Origin of the sequence: Burkholderia sp. IT-111MI5 (assembly GCF_949752865.1) — a bacterium.
Classification (GTDB): domain Bacteria; phylum Pseudomonadota; class Gammaproteobacteria; order Burkholderiales; family Burkholderiaceae; genus Burkholderia; species Burkholderia pyrrocinia_C.
In genome coordinates this window covers 1,045,340-1,060,409 of record NZ_CATKIF010000011.1, presented here as the reverse complement: position 1 = coordinate 1,060,409, position 15,070 = coordinate 1,045,340, and the positions used below count along the sequence as shown (strand labels likewise).

Genomic DNA, 15,070 nt, shown 5'->3' with positions numbered 1-15,070 from the left:
ATTGCGTGCGATGCGCGGCGTCGCGTACAATTGCGGCCTGCGGAGATGGCATGCCTCCCTGCGGTCGTTGCGGCGCGTTGCGCGCGGCGCGGCCCTCAACCGCCGGTTTGCCCGGCTGATGATGCCTGCGTGTTCCTGGGTTGTCAGGAGGTCGCAGGCCGTCCTTGCGGTATTCTGCCGCCCAGGTTTTGATGTTCTGTCGAATCTGGAAATCATGTTTTTCACGACTTCTGCCGACCTGCTCGCGACCGTGCGCTACGTGTGCCGCTGGCTCGCGCTTTCGGCCCTGCTCGGCGCGCTGGCCGGCACGGCTTCCGCGCTGTTCCTGATCGCGCTCGACTGGGCGACCGGCACGCGCATGACGCATCCGTGGCTGCTGTGGGGGCTGCCGGCCGCCGGTTTCGCGACCGGGTGGATCTATCATCGTTTCGGCCAGTCGGTCGCGCGCGGCAACAACCTGCTGATCGACGAGATCCACGACCCGAAGGCGCTCGTGCCGAAGCGGATGGCGCCGCTCGTGCTCGTCGCGACCGTCGTCACGCACCTGTTCGGCGGCTCGGCCGGCCGCGAGGGTACCGCCGTGCAGATGGGCGGCGCGCTCGCCGATCGCGTCACGCAGGTGTTCCGCCTCGATCGCGAGCATCGCCGCGTGCTGCTGATGGGCGGCATCGCGGCCGGTTTCGCGTCGGTGTTCGGCACGCCGCTCGCGGGCGCCGTGTTCGGGCTCGAGGTGCTCGCGATCGGGCGCGTGCGGTACGACGCGCTGCTGACCTGCGTCGCGTCGGCGATCGTCGCGGACGTCGTGTGCCGCGCGTGGGGCGTGCATCACACGGCCTATGCGATTCCGTTCGTGCCGGCCGTGTCGGCGACGGGGCTGGCCGTGACGGTCGTCGCGGGCATCGCGTTCGGCGTCGTCGGCCGGCTGTTCGCGTTTGCGACGCATGCGCTGACCGCGGGGTTCCGGCGCGTAATCCGCTATGCGCCGCTGCAGCCGGTGCTCGGCGGCCTGCTGGTCGCGGCGGCGGCCACCGTGCTGAACGTGCCGCAGTATCTCGGTCTAGGCATTCCGACGATCGAGGCCGCGTTTCACGGGCCGCTGCCGCTCTACGATTTCGCGGGCAAGTTCGCGTTCACCGTCGTCACGCTGGCGTCGGGATTCAAGGGCGGGGAGGTGACGCCGCTGTTCTACATCGGCGCGACACTCGGCAACGCGCTTGGCCAGGTGCTGGCGCTGCCGGTGCCCGTGCTCGCGGGGCTCGGCTTCGTCGCGGTGTTCGCGGGCGCGGCCAACACGCCGATCGCGTCGACGATCATGGCGATCGAACTGTTCGGCGCGGATATCGGCGTGTATGCGATCGTCGCGTGCGTCGTCGCGTATCTGTTTTCGGGGCACGCGGGGATTTATCGCGCGCAGCGCGTGGCGGTGGGGAAGGGGGCGCAGGCCGAGGGGGAGTGAGGCGGAACCGTGGGTCGAGGTGTTTGCCGACGGTAGCCGGTACTCGGTGATCCAGCGGATCACCTGGCAAGCCGGCTTACGTTACTTCTTCGGCAGTCGCGCGACATTGCGCGCCAGCAGTTCCTCGATATCGACGCCTTTTTCCGCCAGCAGCGTCGTGACGATGCCGGTCAATTCGCCTAGCGTTTCCTTGACCGATTCCCGGATCGTATCCACGACGACCTGCGTGCTGCGCTCGATCTCGATGTTGACCTTGTCGTTGACGCCCTTCGCATCGAAGGTCGTCGCGCGTCGCGTTTCAGGAATCAGCCAGATTTCAAACCAGCCTTCGTCTCGATTGACGTCCGAAACGGTGAGGCTGCAGCCGTTGATCGCGATATAGCCCTTCGCGAAAACATATCGTTTGAATTCGGCGGGCACGCCGATGCGAATCATCCGGTTGTGCTCGGACGACGCGATGTGCAGGATGGTCCCCGGGAAGTCGACATGGCCGGACAGCGGATGCCCGCCGATTTCCGCGCCGTCCTTCGCGGCCCGCTCCACGTTGATCCGCGAGCCGGTCGCCAGATCGGCCAGCGTGGTGATCTTCAGGCTCGGCAGCATCACGTCGAAGTCGATCAGCTCCGGCGAATGGATGGTCGTCACCGTCAGGCACACGCCGTCGACGGAGACGCTGGCGCCGATCTCGATGTCGTCGGTAAACCGCTCGGGGAATTCGATGCTGAAGGTTCTCAGCTCCCCGTGATCCTTGATGGCCTTGATGACGCCAACGCCCTGGACAATGCCTGTAAACATGATCGAACCCTCGTCGCAAAATTCCTGGTCGACATGATAAGTGATCCCGGAAAAAGCGATGCGGCGGCGCGCGGTTCAGGGGCGGCCGGCGATATTCGCGGACGCAAAAAAGGCCGTGCACGTGGCACGGCCTCGATCCGAATCCGGTCGGGTCAACACGGCCCGGCGGTGATGATCCCACCGCCGGGCCGCATCGCGACACGCTTGCGTCAAGCCTCCGCCGGCTCGCCCAGCGGCCCGGCATCATCATCCGCCGTGCGCCGCGGCGAATCGATCAACCCCTTCGCGAGTTCCAGCGCCTGCCGCTCGAACAGCCGGCGGTAGATGCCGCCGTCGATGCGGATCAGCGCGTCGTGGTTGCCTTCCTCGATCACCTTGCCGCGATCGAGCACGAGCAGCCGGTCGAGCGCACGTACGGTCGACAGCCGGTGCGCGACGACGAGCGTCGTGCGGCCGACCATCAGCCGCTCCATCGCCTGCTGGATCAGCAGCTCGCTTTCGCTGTCGAGGCTCGACGTCGCTTCGTCGAGGATCAGGATCGGCGCATCGGCGAGGAACGCGCGCGCGATCGCGACGCGCTGGCGCTCGCCGCCCGACAGCTTGATCCCGCGTTCGCCGACGAGCGTGTCATAGCCGTCCGGCAGCGTGGCGATGAAATCGTGCGCGCTGGCGAGCCGCGCGGCGCGCTCGATGTCCGCGCGACTCGCGTCGGGGCGCGCATACGCGATGTTCTCCGCGAGCGTGCGGTGGAACAGCACGGGCTCCTGCTGGACGATTGCGATCTGGCTGCGCAGCGAATCCTGCTGCACGCGCGCGATGTCCTGCCCGTCGATCGTGATGCGGCCGCCCGATACGTCGTACAGGCGCTGGATCAGCTTGATGAACGTCGTCTTGCCCGACCCCGAGTGGCCGACGAGGCCCACGCGCTCGCCGGGCGCGATCCGCATCGAGAAATCGTCGTACAGCGGCACCGGATGGTTGCCGTAGCGGAACGTCACGTGCTCGAAGCGGATCTCGCCTTGCCCGATCCGGATGGCCGGCGCGCCGGGGCGATCGTCGATGCCGAGCGGCTGGCGTTCGAGCGCGACGAGTTCTTCCATGTCGTTCACCGAGCGCTGCAGGTTTCGGATGTGCATGCCGACGTCGCGCAGGTAACCCTGCAGCATGAAGAACATCGTCAGCGCGAACGCGATGTCGCCGACGCTCGCCTCGTCGTTCGCCCACAGCCGCAGCGCGACGCCGATCATCGCGGCCTGCATCGCGACGAGCATCGCGCCCTGCAGCCCGCCGTTGAATGTGCCGCGCACCCACGTGCGGCGCGTGCGCTGCCGCCACTTGCCGATCACGCGCGCGAGCCGCGCTTCCTCGCGCGTCTCCGCGCCGAACGCCTTGACGACCGCGTTGCAGCTCACCGCGTCGGCGAGCGCGCCGCCCATGCGCGTATCCCACAGGTTGCCGAGCCGCGCGGCCGGCGCGACGACGCCGAGCGACACGGCGACCGTCACCGCGATGTACAGGAGCGAGCCCGCGCCGACGACGAGCCCCATCACGGGCCAGTGCGTGCCGAGCAGCACGGTTGCGCCGACCAGCATCGCGACCGACGGCAGCAGCGCGATCAGCACGGTGTCGTTCAGCAGGTCGAGCGCCCAGATGCCGCGCGTGATCTTGCGCACGGTCGAACCCGCGAAGCTGTTCGCGTGCCAGTCGGTCGAGAAGCGCTGCACGCGGTGGAACGATGCGGCGGCGATCTCGCTCATCATCTTCAGCGTGAGCGTGATGATGTTCAGGTAGACGCCTTGCCGCAGCACCGTCGCGCCGATGCCGAGCGCGGCGAGCGTGCCGAACGCGACGATCGCCGAATGCCATGCGGCGGCGCGGTCGGTCAGGCCGGTCGACAGCGCGTCGACGAGGCGGCCGGCGAACAGCGGCGTGAGCACGTCGGCGAGCGCGGCGAGCAGTGCGAAGGTCGCGACCGTGGCGATGCGTGCCGGCTGCTTGCGCCAGTAGCGGATGGTGAAGCCGAAGACGGCCTTGAATGCGTGGCCGCCCAGATGGGAGGTTTTTCTGGTCATTTATCATTGCCCGGCGCATCGCGCGACGGGACTTTCCGGTTCGGAGAACGTCGAAAACGCAACAGCCGGAGCCGCGTGGAAAACGCGGGCGGAACGAAACGGGCTGTCGGGAAAAGCGCGGCTGACGGGTTAGCGAAAAACTCGGGAGCCGGCGCGGACGGCGGGCTGGATCAGCTGCGCCGTGGGACCACGTTCGGGAAGGTTGCTGGCATTCGGAACATCTGCACCTCCCTGAAGTGAACGGTTGAAAGGACGCCGAAAAGACGTGTAAAGATTCTATCAGCAGTGTTCTGCACGCTGCAACGTCTGACGAATGCGGCGTTGCGGCGTCGATACGGTTAGTATTCAGGGTTTCGGCCCTTCTTTTGCGGGGCTTTCCGCGAAGCGGCCGCGCAAGGGCCGGCGGGCGCATCGATTACACTTCGGCGTCCGCGGCACGCGACGGTGCGTGCGTCCCGGCGCGACCCGACACAACGAGCGGCCAGCCGATGCGGCCCTCGAAGATTTACCCCCCGATACACTCCTGAGGAAACGATGAGCGACGTTCAGCAAGGCATCCTGGCTCCGATCGACACGGCGGCCCGATACCTCACTTTCACGATTTCGAATGACGGCAATGTGGCGGCGGCACTGGCCGCGCTGCGCGAGATCGTCGACGGGCGCGACACGGTCGTCGGTTTTGGACAGGCGCTGGCGGCGCACCTCGGGCGCCCGGTTCCGGGCCTGACCGACTATCCGGCGTTCGCGGTGAAGGACCGCACGCTGCCGGCGACGCCGGCCGACGTGTGGGTCTGGTTGCGCGCCGACGACCGCGGCGAGATCGTGCTGCGTGCGCGGGCGATCGAGCGCGCTCTGGCGCCGGCGTTCGCGCTGCAGGACGCCGTCGACGGCTTCCGCTATTCGAACGATCGCGACCTGTCCGGCTACGAGGACGGCACCGAGAACCCGACCGGCGACGACGCGCTCGACGCGGCGATCGTGGCGGGGCAGGGTGCGGGGCTCGACGGTTCGAGCTTCGTCGCGGTCCAGCAGTGGCTGCACGACTTCGACCAGATGGAGCGCATTCCGTCCGGCGACATGGACAACATCATCGGGCGCCGCCGCTCGGACAACGAGGAACTCGACGACGCGCCCGAGTTCGCGCACGTGAAGCGCACCGCGCAGGAAAGCTTCGAGCCGGAGGCGTTCATGCTGCGCCGTTCGTCGCCGTGGTCGGACGCGCGCCGCGCGGGCCTCTACTTCGTTGCGTTCGGCTGCTCGTTCCGCGCGTTCGACGTGCAGATGCGCCGCATGAGCGGCGCGGACGACGGGATCGTCGACGGCCTGTTCCGCTTCACGCGGCCGCTGACGGGCGCGTATTTCTGGTGCCCGCCGATGAAGGACGGCAAGCTGGACCTGTCCGCGCTCGGACTGTAAGCGCCTGGTCGTATCGATGGACGGGCGGGCTGCGCATCGTGCGCGGCCCGCCCGTTTTGTTTGTCAGGCGTTGATGGTGTGCCGCGTGCCGCTCGCCGCGCACGTCACTTCAACGTCGTCTCGATTCGCGTACCGCGCTTGATGAACTGCGTCACGGGCGTCTTCTCGCAGATCTCGGCGAGGCGCTGGCGTTGCGCGTCGTCGAGCGGACCGTCGAGCGTCACGACGCGGCGCACGTATTGCACGCCTTCGCGATCGGCATGCAGCTCGGTGCGCACGTCGATGCGCGCGGCCGGCCACGACTTGCGCTGCATGTACATGCGCAGCGTCGCGGCCGTGCATTGCGCGAGACCGGCAAGCACGAACTCGTACGGCGCCGGCCCGCGATCCTGGCCGCCTTCGCGCGGCGCTTCGTCACCGGTCAGCGCATGCGTGCCGGCCTGCAGCTGGACGACGTAATCGGGCGCGTCGGCATCGAGGACGGCGGCGGCATGGATGAGCGACATGGCAAGTCTCCGGTAAGCGGGAAAAAGGAAGCGGGCGACGCATGGCGGCGCGAATCCGTCAGCATACCGTTTCGGTCGTAACGGCGTCCGCAGCGTGTTATGCGTCGGCGACGCCCGCGCTGCTGCGCACGAGCGCGGCGATGCGTTCGCGCACCCACTGGTGCGCGCGATCGGTGTCGCGCGATTCGTGCCAGTACGCGAGCAGCGGGAACGGCCTGAGCCGCAGCGGCAGCGGCCGCACGACGATCGGCAGCAGCGCGGCCATCCGCAGCGCATAGGTGTGCGGCAGCGTGACCAGCAGGTCGCCTGTCGCGGCGATCTGGCATGCGGCGAAATAGTGCTGGCAGGTGAGCCGGATATCGCGGAAGCGCCCGTCGCTGCCGAGCAATACGTCGAGCGATTGCGGTTCGCCGAACGACGACACCGCGATATGCCGCGCCGCGAAATAGTCGCCGCGCCGCAGCGGGTCGCGCGCGAGCGGATGATCGCGGCGCAGTGCGACGACGAGCGAATCGTCGAGCAGGTGCTCGGTGGCGATGCGCGGGCCCGTCTGCACGCGACGCTCGACGGCGAGATCGAGATTGCCCGATGCGAGTTCGCGCTCGATGTCGGGCACCGCGATGCGACGGCTCACGAGCCGCAGGCCCGGCGCTTCGTCGGCGAACGCGGCGACGATCCGCGGCAGCGCGATCGATTCGAGCACGTCGCGAATGCCGACCGCGATGCTCAGGTCGAGCGTTGCGGGATCGAATGCCGATGGATCGCGCACGGTGCCTTGCAGGCCCTTCAAGTGCAACTGCACGTCCGCGATGATCGACCGTGTGCGCTCGGTCGGCACGACGCGGTTGCCCTGGCGCACGAACAGCGGATCGTCGAAATGCGCGCGCAGCCGGTTGAGCGCGTGCGTGACAGCGGGCTGCGTGAGATGCAGCGCGCGGGCGGCCGCGCCGATGCCGCCGTGCACGTAAACGGCGTCGAGCACGCGAAACAGGTTCAGGTCGAGACGGTGATCGGCGGGCACGGGGCGCAGGCGGCGTGGTGAACGGTGGATCGATTCTAAAGGATGCGCAGGCAACGGATGTGCGGGCTTTCGTGTGCGGCGATCGATGACGTTCGATGCATGTCGGGGCCGTTCTGGCCGCTATGCAACCGCAGCTTCGTCCGATGCGCAATGCAGCGCAATGCAGCGAAACGCGCGCATCGTGACGCATGACGGCGCAATGATCGGCTTCATCGACAGGCTCGATTCCGTGTTGGCATACGATCAGTTCGCGACAGCCTGTAGTAATCCGCCATCATGCTGTCCACGTCGGCCATTTCGCGCCAAAGGCGCTACCCGTTCGGCTAAGATGCCGTCGCTTCATATTTCGGGATAGCCGTCCTGTCGCACGCATTCAAACCAAATATAAGCCTGACAGTTCGACGGTATTAGAAGAAGTCGAAACAAGTCGGGGGCTTGGCCAGTGAATGCAGCAGATCAGAGGTGGGTCGTTATCTATTTGAGTACGGGGTTTTCGTTGGCCCAGGCCGCGCGTCTCGCCGAGGCTTTCAACCTGGCGAATCGCCTGCATGCGTTCAGTGCGGATTACCAGTTGAAGTACGTATCCGAAAGCGGGGGACTGTTGCAGTCGTCGTCCGGCGTGAGCATCGCGGCCGATCCGCTCGGCGACGAGCACGGCCGTCGTGCGCTCGCGTTCTTTCATCTTCACGGCGATCGCGCGGCCGTCAACTGGAACGACGCGTTGCAGCGGCGCCTGACTGACATTCGCCGGCACGCGCGCTGGATCGTCGACGCGATGGACCTGCCGTCGCTCGCGGCCACGCAGCGGCCGTCGGCGGCGATCCACGTGTCGCCCGGCAAAGCCGGGCGCCGTGCCGACGCGACGGTCGAACTGCAGGCCGGCGAGACCGACGTGTTCGCGGCCGCGCTCGACATGTTCCGCGCCGATCTCGGCGACAGTGCCGCGCAGGAGATCGCCAGCAACATGCTGCGGCCGGTCGAGCAGCGCTATGCACAGTCGATGTGGGCGTTTCGCGAACTGAGCGCGAGCCCGTCGATCCGGATGTCGGCGCAGCGGCTGCGCGCGCTGAGCGTGAACCGCATCTCGATCGCGAACGCCGCACAGGCCGCCGCGATGAGCGAGCGCAATTTCCTGCGGCGCTTCAAGAAGGAGATCGGCGTGACGCCGACCGCGTTCGTCCAGCAGGTGCGGCTCGAGCGCGCGTGCCACATGCTGATCCATACGACGCTGCCGGCCGACAAGGTCGCGCGCCGCACGGGGTTCGGCAGCGGCGAGCGGCTCGCGAAGCTGTTTCGTCAGCGCCTGCTGATGTCGCCGACCGAATTTCGCGTCGCCGAGCGGGAAAAGATCCTTGGCCACGATGCCGCGTCGCGCGATGCGGACGACCGGCCTGCAGCCGAGTTTTGCGAGGGCGGAGGGGCGAATTGCGGCGCGCCCGCCGACGCGCGGGAGAAAACGGGGCGGATACCCGTAGAATCGTCCTGTCGCGATCTCGATTCCCGGTTTACATGCCCTTCCTCCCCACTACCGCCACCGCCCCTTTCTGCCCGTCGGAAGTAAAGGGCAGCATCACGATCGACGCCGGCGCGCCACGCTGGCAGAAGCTCAAGCGCTTTTTCGGCCCCGGCCTGCTCGTCGCGATCGGCTACATGGACCCCGGCAACTGGGCGACCGACATCCAGGCCGGCTCGCAGTTCGGCTATTCGCTGCTGTGGGTCGTCGCGTTCTCGAGTCTCGCGGCGATCTTCCTGCAGATGCTCGCGGCGCGGCTCGGCCTCGTCGCGGGCAGGGATCTCGCGCAGGCCAGCTACGACCGCTACGGTCGGTTCGGCCGCATCGTGCAGTGGGTCACCGCCGAAGTGTCGATCATCGCGTGCGACATCGCGGAAGTCCTCGGCTGCGCGCTTGCGTTCAAGCTGCTGCTCGGCGTGCCGCTCGCGTGGGGGATCGTGCTGACCGCGCTCGACACGATGATCGTGCTCGGCCTGCAGGGCAAGGGGTTCCGGCAGATCGAGGCGATCGTGCTCGGGCTGATCGCGACGATGGCGTTCTGCTTTGTCGCGCAGGTCGCGATCACGCCGCCCGACTGGCACGCGGTGGTCGGCGGGCTCGTGCCCGGCGATCCGGGCCACGACCGCAAGGATGCGATCGTGCTCGCGCTCGGCATCGTCGGCGCGACGATCATGCCGCACAACCTGTACCTGCATTCGTCGGTCGTGCAGACGCGGCATGTCGTCGGCGGCACGCGCGGCGTGGTCCGCGACACGCTCGCGCTGGTGCGTATCGATACCTGCGTGTCGCTGTTCGTCGCGATGCTCGTCAATGCAGCGATCCTGATCGTCGCGGGCGCGGCGTTCCATGCGACGGGCCAGCACAACGTGACCGACATCGAGCAGGCCTACAAGCTGATTACGCCGATCGCGGGCGGCGCGGCCGCGCTGCTGTTCGGTATCGCGCTGCTCGCGTCGGGGCAAAGCTCGACGCTGACCGGCACGATCGCCGGCCAGGTGATCATGGACGGCTTCCTGCACACGAAGATCCCGTGCTACCAGCGCCGGCTGATCACGCGCGGGCTCGCGCTCGTGCCGGCGCTGATCGGCGTGCTGTGGCTCGGCGACGGGTCGGTCGGGAAACTGCTCGTCTGGAGCCAGGTGCTGCTGAGCCTGCAGCTGCCGTTCGCGATGTGGCCGCTGATCCGGTCGGTCAGCGATCGCAACGTGATGGGCGAGCACACGATCGGCCGCGGGATGCAGGTTGCCGCGTGGGCGCTGTTCGTCGTCATCACCGGCACGAACCTGCTGCTGATCACCGGTGTCGCGGGCTGATACAGCCTGTCACAGGCTGACACAGACGCGCTGCGCGCATGCGGTAAACTGCGGCCTTTCGATCGTCGTCCGAAGTCCGTTATGTGGAGTGAAATCAGCAACATCGGCGATGCCGCGCTGACCTTGCCGATCGCGCTGACCTGCGCGGCGTGGCTGGCGCTGACCGACTGGCGCGTCGCCGTGCGCTGGGTCGTGCTGCTGGCCGCCGGCATGGGCCTCGTCGGCGCAACCAAGATCCTGTATGCCGGGTGCGGCATCGAGATTCCCCAATTCGATTTCCGCGTGATCAGCGGCCATACGATGCTGTCGACGTCGGTGTGGACGGTTGCGCTGTCGATGCTGTGGCAGGCGTTCCGGCCGGGCAAGGCGCCCGGCATCGCGGCCGGGCTGGCCGTCGGCGCGGTCACGGCCGTCGCGCGCGTGTTCGATCACTCGCACACGATTCCGGAAGTCGTCGTCGGCTGGATGCTCGGCGCGCTGGTCGCGCTGATGTTTCTGCGCGGCTACGACGGCGCGCGCCAGCGCGCGTTCTCGCCGCGCATCGCGGCCGTCTGCCTGCTGCTCGTGTCGGGCATCGCTTACGGGAACCGTGCGCCGTTCCAGCAGATGATCGATACGCATTCGCCGCAACTCTGCGCGTTCGTGCGCGCGCCGTCGGGCGACGGATTCTGACGGTTGCCGGTTGCGGCGGCCCGGTGTTTCGGTGTTCCGGTGCCGCCAGGTTGCCGCCGGCGATCGCCCGGCGGTTGCGCGATTCCTCTTCCCGATCGTTTGCTGTCTGTCGCGGCACGCCTCGTCCGTCATTCCCAGAATCAACGAACCGGCCGGTCCACGGGATCGGCCGTGCCGCTTTGCGCATTGGCACCGGCGCACGAAAGTCATGAGCGGAGTCTATGACTGGGCATAACGAATATTCATTTCATCGATTGGCGGCATTCGCGTACGCTGGCTGTCGTTCGACCGCGGCCGGCTGCCCGGCGCGCGTCGCGCTCGTCTCGATATACTCGCGGAAACCGTGCGGCACCTTATGACGTCGACGCGCCGTCGACCGGCATGCGTCGGCCGCGACACGCACGGAAAACCCGTCGCGGCAGCGTTCCGCGACGATGACTCACGACAGGAGCAGCTCACATGACAGTCGTTTCTTCGCGCCTCGCCGGCAAGTGCGCATACATTACGGGCGCCGCGGGCGGCCTCGGCCGCGCGATCGCGCGCCGGATGGTCGAGCAGGGCGCGCGCGTGTTCTTGACCGACATCGCCGAAGCGGCGGTGCTCGACGCGTTCGCGCAGGAACTCAACGCGGGCCACGCGACGCCGGTCGCGTTCGCCGCGACGCAGGACGTGCGCGACGAAGCGCGCTGGCAGGCGCTGCTCGCGCAGGCGAACGATGCGATGGGCGGGCTGTCGGTGCTCGTCAACAATGCGGGCGTCGGCTCGATCGGCTCGCCCGCGCAAATCGAGCTGGACGAATGGCGGCGCGTGATGGCGATCAACGTCGAGAGCATCGTGCTCGGCTGCAAGCATGCGCTGTCGTACCTGGGCGCGAGCCATCCCGCATCGATCATCAACATCTCGTCGGTCGCCGCGTTCAAGGTCGAGCCGGATTTCACCGCGTACAACGCGTCGAAGGCGGCGGTCGCGTCGCTGACGAAATCGGTCGCGATCGATTGCGCACGCCGCGAGCTCGACGTGCGCTGCAACTCGATTCACCCGGCGTTCATCCGCACGGGGATCGTCGAGCCGCTGTTCCAGACGCTCGGCGAACGCGACGCGACGCGCAAGCTCGCGCGCGGCATTCCGCTGCGCCGGCTCGGCGAGCCGGACGACGTCGCGCATGCGGCCGTGTATCTCGCATCCGACGAAAGCCGCTTCGTGACGGCCGCCGAACTCGTGATCGACGGCGGCATGTGCGCGGTCTGACGCGCATCCCGCATCCCGCATAACAACCACCGGAGGAGAACATCGTGTCGACACCCGTGAACCGCCAACTGCTGCTGAAGACGCGCCCGGAAGGGCGGGTCGGCCGCGAACACTTCTCGCTCGTCGAGACGCCGGTGCCGGCGCTCGCGGACGGCGAGGTGCTCGTGCGCGTGCTGTACCTGTCGATGGACCCGACCAACCGCGTGTGGATGAGTGATGTGCCGCAGTACCTGCCCCCCGTCGCGATCGGCGAGGTGATGCGCGCGCTCGGTATCGGTCGCGTGGTCGCGTCGCGCCATGCCGGCTTCGCGGAAGGCGATCTCGTGCAGGGGCTCGTCGGCTGGCAGGACTATGCGGTCGTGCCGGCCGATCAGGCCGCGCAGCTCGTGAAGCTGCCCGCGCAGTCGGGCCTGCCGCTGCCGACGCTGCTCGGCGCATGCGGGATGAGCGGGCTGACCGCGTACTACGGGCTGACCGACATCGCGCCGGTGCAGCCCGGCGAGACGCTCGTCGTGTCGGCGGCGGCCGGATCGGTCGGCTCGATCGCCGGGCAGATCGGCAAGATCCACGGCGCGCGCGTGGTCGGCATCGCGGGCGGCGCTGACAAGTGCCGCTACCTGATCGAGACGCTCGGCTTCGACGCGGCCGTCGACTACAAGGCCGACGATTTCCGTCAGCAACTGAAGGCGGCGACGCCGGACGGCGTGCACGTGAACTTCGAGAACGTCGGCGGCGAGGTGATGCGCGCGGTATTGTCGCGGATGGTGATCGGCGGGCGCGTCGCGCTGTGCGGCGTGATCTCGAACTACAACAGCGGCCGCGCGGCCGACGACGTCGGCGTGCTGATCTCGAAGCGGCTGACGATGCGCGGCTTCCTGATCCTCGATTACCGCAAGAGCCGCGAAGCCGTGCAGACGCTCGCGGGCTGGCTGCGCGACGGTCGGCTCAAGGCCGAGGAAACTGTTGCCGACGGTCTCGAAAACGCGCCCGACGTGCTGAATCGTCTGTTCGACGGCGACCATCGAGGCAAGCTCGTGCTGCGTGTCGATCCGAACGCATGACCGGCTTGCGATGCACCGTGCGATGCCGGTCGCGGGTTGCGGCGATGCATAGTCGAATGTGGTGAGTTCGATCGACCGGGTCTCAATTTAGGACTTGTCCCATATATTGTCCGGGCGTCTCTCCTTAAAGTGATTGCCAGCAAACAGGCAGCGTGACCGACGCGTCACGCCGCCTTTTTTTCTGGTCACGCGGCAGAGGAGAGGGAGCATGCGAAACAACGCGAAGCGGGCGGCATCGGCGGCGATGCGTAATCGAACGCTGCGAACGGTGCGGTGCGCCGGCGCCGTGCGGATGATGGCGATCGGACTCGGCGTCGTATTCGCGATGTCGAATGCGGCGGCGGCCGGGCAGGCCACGTCGGACGGCGTCGTGCGGTTCAGCGGTGCGCTCGTCGATCTCTACGACGTGACGTTCGACGTGCCGTCGGGCGCGGTTGTCGAAGGACGGGAAGCGGCGGGCGGCGGGGCCGCGGCGACGCTTCGGTTCGATGCGCATGGCCGGCGTTTGCCGGGTGCTCATGTGGCACTGGTCGGGCCCGACGGTGCGCCGTTCGCGCTGGATGCCGATTCGGGCGTGCGCGCAACGTGGCGCGATGCGCGCGACGATCGAAGCGTGCCGCTGGTGTCGGGCCGCGTTCATCGTGTGGGCCCGTATGGCGGCGTGATGACCGTCGCGGCAGATGAAGCGACGGGCGCCGTGGCGCCCGTCGTGATCAGGATTCGCCATCCGTGACGGACGGCTTGTACATGCGGATGGAGTGGTGGCGGCCGGGTGCGCGGCACGCGGCCACGCGCCGCATTATTCGCCCTGTTCGGCGCGCGCGTAGATGTCCCAGCTCGCCATGAACAGCGCGGCGACGAGCGGCCCGATCACGAAGCCGTTGATGCCGAACAGCGCCATCCCGCCGAGCGTCGAGATCAGCACGACCCAGTCGGGCATCTTCGTGTCCTTGCCGACGAGGATCGGGCGCAGCAGGTTGTCGACGAGGCCGATCACGCCGACGCAGAACGCGACGAGGATCACGCATTTCCAGATCGCGCCGATCGCCAGGAAGTAGAGCGCGGCCGGTATCCACACGAGGCTCGCGCCGATCGCGGGCAGCAGCGACAGGAACGCCATCAGCGCGCCCCACAGCACGACGCCCTGGATGTCGAGGATCCAGAAGATCAGCCCGCCGAGCGCGCCCTGCACGAGTGCGACCGCGATGTTGCCTTTCACGGTCGCGCGCACGACCGTCGTGAACTTCGCGAGCAGCAGATTCTTGTGCTCCTCGTCGAGCGGCAGCGCGCGGCGCACGCGCCGGCCGATCTCGCCGCCGTCGCGCAGCAGGAAGAACACCATGTACAGCATCACGCCGAAGCTGACGATGAACTGGAACGTGTTCTGGCCGATGCTGAACGCCTGGGTCGCGGCGAACTGGCTGATCTGCGCGGCGCCGTCGGTGAGCTTCTTCTGGATGCCGGGGATGTTGGTCAGCCCGTATTTCGCTAGCACGCGCTGGATCGAGGTCGGCAGCGCGTGGATGATGTCCTGGAAGTACTGCGAATAGTTCGGCTGCGCGGTCTTGATTTCCTGGTACACGTACGCGATTTCCTGCACGAGCGTCGCGGTGACGAACACGAGCGGCAGGATCACGATCAGGACGATCAGCGTCATCGTCACGAGTGCGGCCAGGTTGCGCCGCTTGCCGAAGCGCGCCGCGAGCCAGCGCTGCACCGGCTGGAACAGGATCGCGAGAATGGCGCCCCAGAACACGGCCCCGGAGAACGGCGCGAGAATCCCGCACATGCCGACGGTGACCGCGAACAGCAGGAAATAGAAGAATTTTTGGTGGTCGTGTCCGCTATCCATGGGTGGCATTCGCGCAGATTGATGCTTGGTTTGATTGAATCTCGTTGCCCCGGGCGCGATCGGCTCGCGAACGTCACGGGTTCGCTGCGGAACACGCGGCGGAGCGGCCCATCGGGAGTATGCCCGCAAAGGTGCCGCCATCATA

13 protein-coding genes and 1 riboswitch are annotated in these 15,070 nt (G+C 67.4%); of the genes, 8 read left to right on the top strand and 5 right to left on the bottom strand.

Going from position 1 to position 15,070, the window contains the following annotated elements; translation table 11 throughout:
• The first annotated feature begins 32 nt into the window (after positions 1–32).
• Positions 33–135: riboswitch (Fluoride riboswitch) on the top strand.
• 79 nt (positions 136–214) lie between these two features.
• Complete coding sequence (locus tag ACM6JT_RS13005; protein WP_414856590.1) at positions 215–1,456, top strand: voltage-gated chloride channel family protein; 1,242 nt, start codon at positions 215–217, stop codon at positions 1,454–1,456.
• A gap of 81 nt (positions 1,457–1,537) precedes the next feature.
• Here the strand turns inward: ACM6JT_RS13005 and ACM6JT_RS13000 are convergent, their stop codons facing one another.
• The gene (locus ACM6JT_RS13000; RefSeq protein WP_414856589.1) at positions 1,538–2,251 is read right to left on the bottom strand and encodes a riboflavin synthase subunit alpha; all 714 of its coding nucleotides are present in this window, start codon (positions 2,249–2,251) and stop codon (positions 1,538–1,540) included.
• 209 nt (positions 2,252–2,460) lie between these two features.
• Positions 2,461–4,323: an ABC transporter ATP-binding protein gene (locus ACM6JT_RS12995; protein ID WP_414856588.1), complete on the bottom strand. Its 1,863-nt coding sequence runs from the start codon at positions 4,321–4,323 to the stop codon at positions 2,461–2,463.
• Positions 4,324–4,857: 534 nt separating this feature from the next.
• On the opposite strand from ACM6JT_RS12995, the gene ACM6JT_RS12990 reads away from it, so the two are divergent.
• Positions 4,858–5,739: a Dyp-type peroxidase gene (locus ACM6JT_RS12990; RefSeq protein WP_034185133.1), complete on the top strand. Its 882-nt coding sequence runs from the start codon at positions 4,858–4,860 to the stop codon at positions 5,737–5,739.
• 104 nt (positions 5,740–5,843) lie between these two features.
• On the opposite strand, the gene ACM6JT_RS12985 is transcribed toward ACM6JT_RS12990, so the two are convergent.
• Positions 5,844–6,245: an OsmC family protein gene (locus tag ACM6JT_RS12985; protein WP_034185134.1), complete on the bottom strand. Its 402-nt coding sequence runs from the start codon at positions 6,243–6,245 to the stop codon at positions 5,844–5,846.
• A gap of 97 nt (positions 6,246–6,342) precedes the next feature.
• Positions 6,343–7,266 carry a LysR family transcriptional regulator gene (locus ACM6JT_RS12980; RefSeq protein ID WP_034185135.1) on the bottom strand — a complete coding sequence of 308 codons (924 nt, stop codon included), beginning with the start codon at positions 7,264–7,266 and terminating at the stop codon, positions 6,343–6,345.
• Positions 7,267–7,762: 496 nt separating this feature from the next.
• Here ACM6JT_RS12980 and ACM6JT_RS12975 point away from each other — a divergent pair, with 496 nt between their 5' ends.
• From ACM6JT_RS12975 to ACM6JT_RS12950, 6 genes are all read left to right on the top strand, one after another.
• The gene (locus ACM6JT_RS12975; RefSeq protein WP_414856587.1) at positions 7,763–8,827 is read left to right on the top strand and encodes a helix-turn-helix domain-containing protein; all 1,065 of its coding nucleotides are present in this window, start codon (positions 7,763–7,765) and stop codon (positions 8,825–8,827) included.
• A complete protein-coding gene (locus tag ACM6JT_RS12970; protein WP_034185137.1) occupies positions 8,776–10,092 on the top strand; it encodes an Nramp family divalent metal transporter in 1,317 nt (438 codons plus the stop codon). The genes ACM6JT_RS12975 and ACM6JT_RS12970 overlap by 52 nt, the downstream gene beginning before the upstream one ends.
• Positions 10,093–10,173: 81 nt before the next feature.
• Positions 10,174–10,764, top strand: coding sequence for a phosphatase PAP2 family protein (locus tag ACM6JT_RS12965; RefSeq protein WP_034185138.1), 591 nt, complete (start codon positions 10,174–10,176; stop codon positions 10,762–10,764).
• Positions 10,765–11,223: 459 nt separating this feature from the next.
• Complete coding sequence (locus tag ACM6JT_RS12960) at positions 11,224–12,012, top strand: SDR family oxidoreductase (protein ID WP_072439320.1); 789 nt, start codon at positions 11,224–11,226, stop codon at positions 12,010–12,012.
• A 44-nt stretch (positions 12,013–12,056) separates the two neighbouring features.
• Positions 12,057–13,073: an NADP-dependent oxidoreductase gene (locus ACM6JT_RS12955; protein ID WP_034185140.1), complete on the top strand. Its 1,017-nt coding sequence runs from the start codon at positions 12,057–12,059 to the stop codon at positions 13,071–13,073.
• 208 nt (positions 13,074–13,281) lie between these two features.
• Positions 13,282–13,806: a hypothetical protein gene (locus tag ACM6JT_RS12950; protein ID WP_034185141.1), complete on the top strand. Its 525-nt coding sequence runs from the start codon at positions 13,282–13,284 to the stop codon at positions 13,804–13,806.
• A gap of 66 nt (positions 13,807–13,872) precedes the next feature.
• Here ACM6JT_RS12950 and ACM6JT_RS12945 read toward each other — a convergent pair whose 3' ends face one another.
• Complete coding sequence (locus ACM6JT_RS12945; RefSeq protein WP_034185142.1) at positions 13,873–14,925, bottom strand: AI-2E family transporter; 1,053 nt, start codon at positions 14,923–14,925, stop codon at positions 13,873–13,875.
• Between the last annotated feature and the right edge of the window lie 145 nt (positions 14,926–15,070).

Coding starts and splice junctions, on each gene's coding strand:
- ACM6JT_RS13005 (WP_414856590.1), top strand. CDS start 215: ATGTTTTTCACGACTTCTGCCGACCTGCTCGCGACCGTGCGCTACGTG.
- ACM6JT_RS13000 (WP_414856589.1), bottom strand. CDS start 2,251: ATGTTTACAGGCATTGTCCAGGGCGTTGGCGTCATCAAGGCCATCAAG.
- ACM6JT_RS12995 (WP_414856588.1), bottom strand. CDS start 4,323: ATGACCAGAAAAACCTCCCATCTGGGCGGCCACGCATTCAAGGCCGTC.
- ACM6JT_RS12990 (WP_034185133.1), top strand. CDS start 4,858: ATGAGCGACGTTCAGCAAGGCATCCTGGCTCCGATCGACACGGCGGCC.
- ACM6JT_RS12985 (WP_034185134.1), bottom strand. CDS start 6,245: ATGTCGCTCATCCATGCCGCCGCCGTCCTCGATGCCGACGCGCCCGAT.
- ACM6JT_RS12970 (WP_034185137.1), top strand. CDS start 8,776: ATGCCCTTCCTCCCCACTACCGCCACCGCCCCTTTCTGCCCGTCGGAA.
- ACM6JT_RS12965 (WP_034185138.1), top strand. CDS start 10,174: ATGTGGAGTGAAATCAGCAACATCGGCGATGCCGCGCTGACCTTGCCG.
- ACM6JT_RS12960 (WP_072439320.1), top strand. CDS start 11,224: ATGACAGTCGTTTCTTCGCGCCTCGCCGGCAAGTGCGCATACATTACG.
- ACM6JT_RS12950 (WP_034185141.1), top strand. CDS start 13,282: ATGCGAAACAACGCGAAGCGGGCGGCATCGGCGGCGATGCGTAATCGA.
- ACM6JT_RS12945 (WP_034185142.1), bottom strand. CDS start 14,925: ATGGATAGCGGACACGACCACCAAAAATTCTTCTATTTCCTGCTGTTC.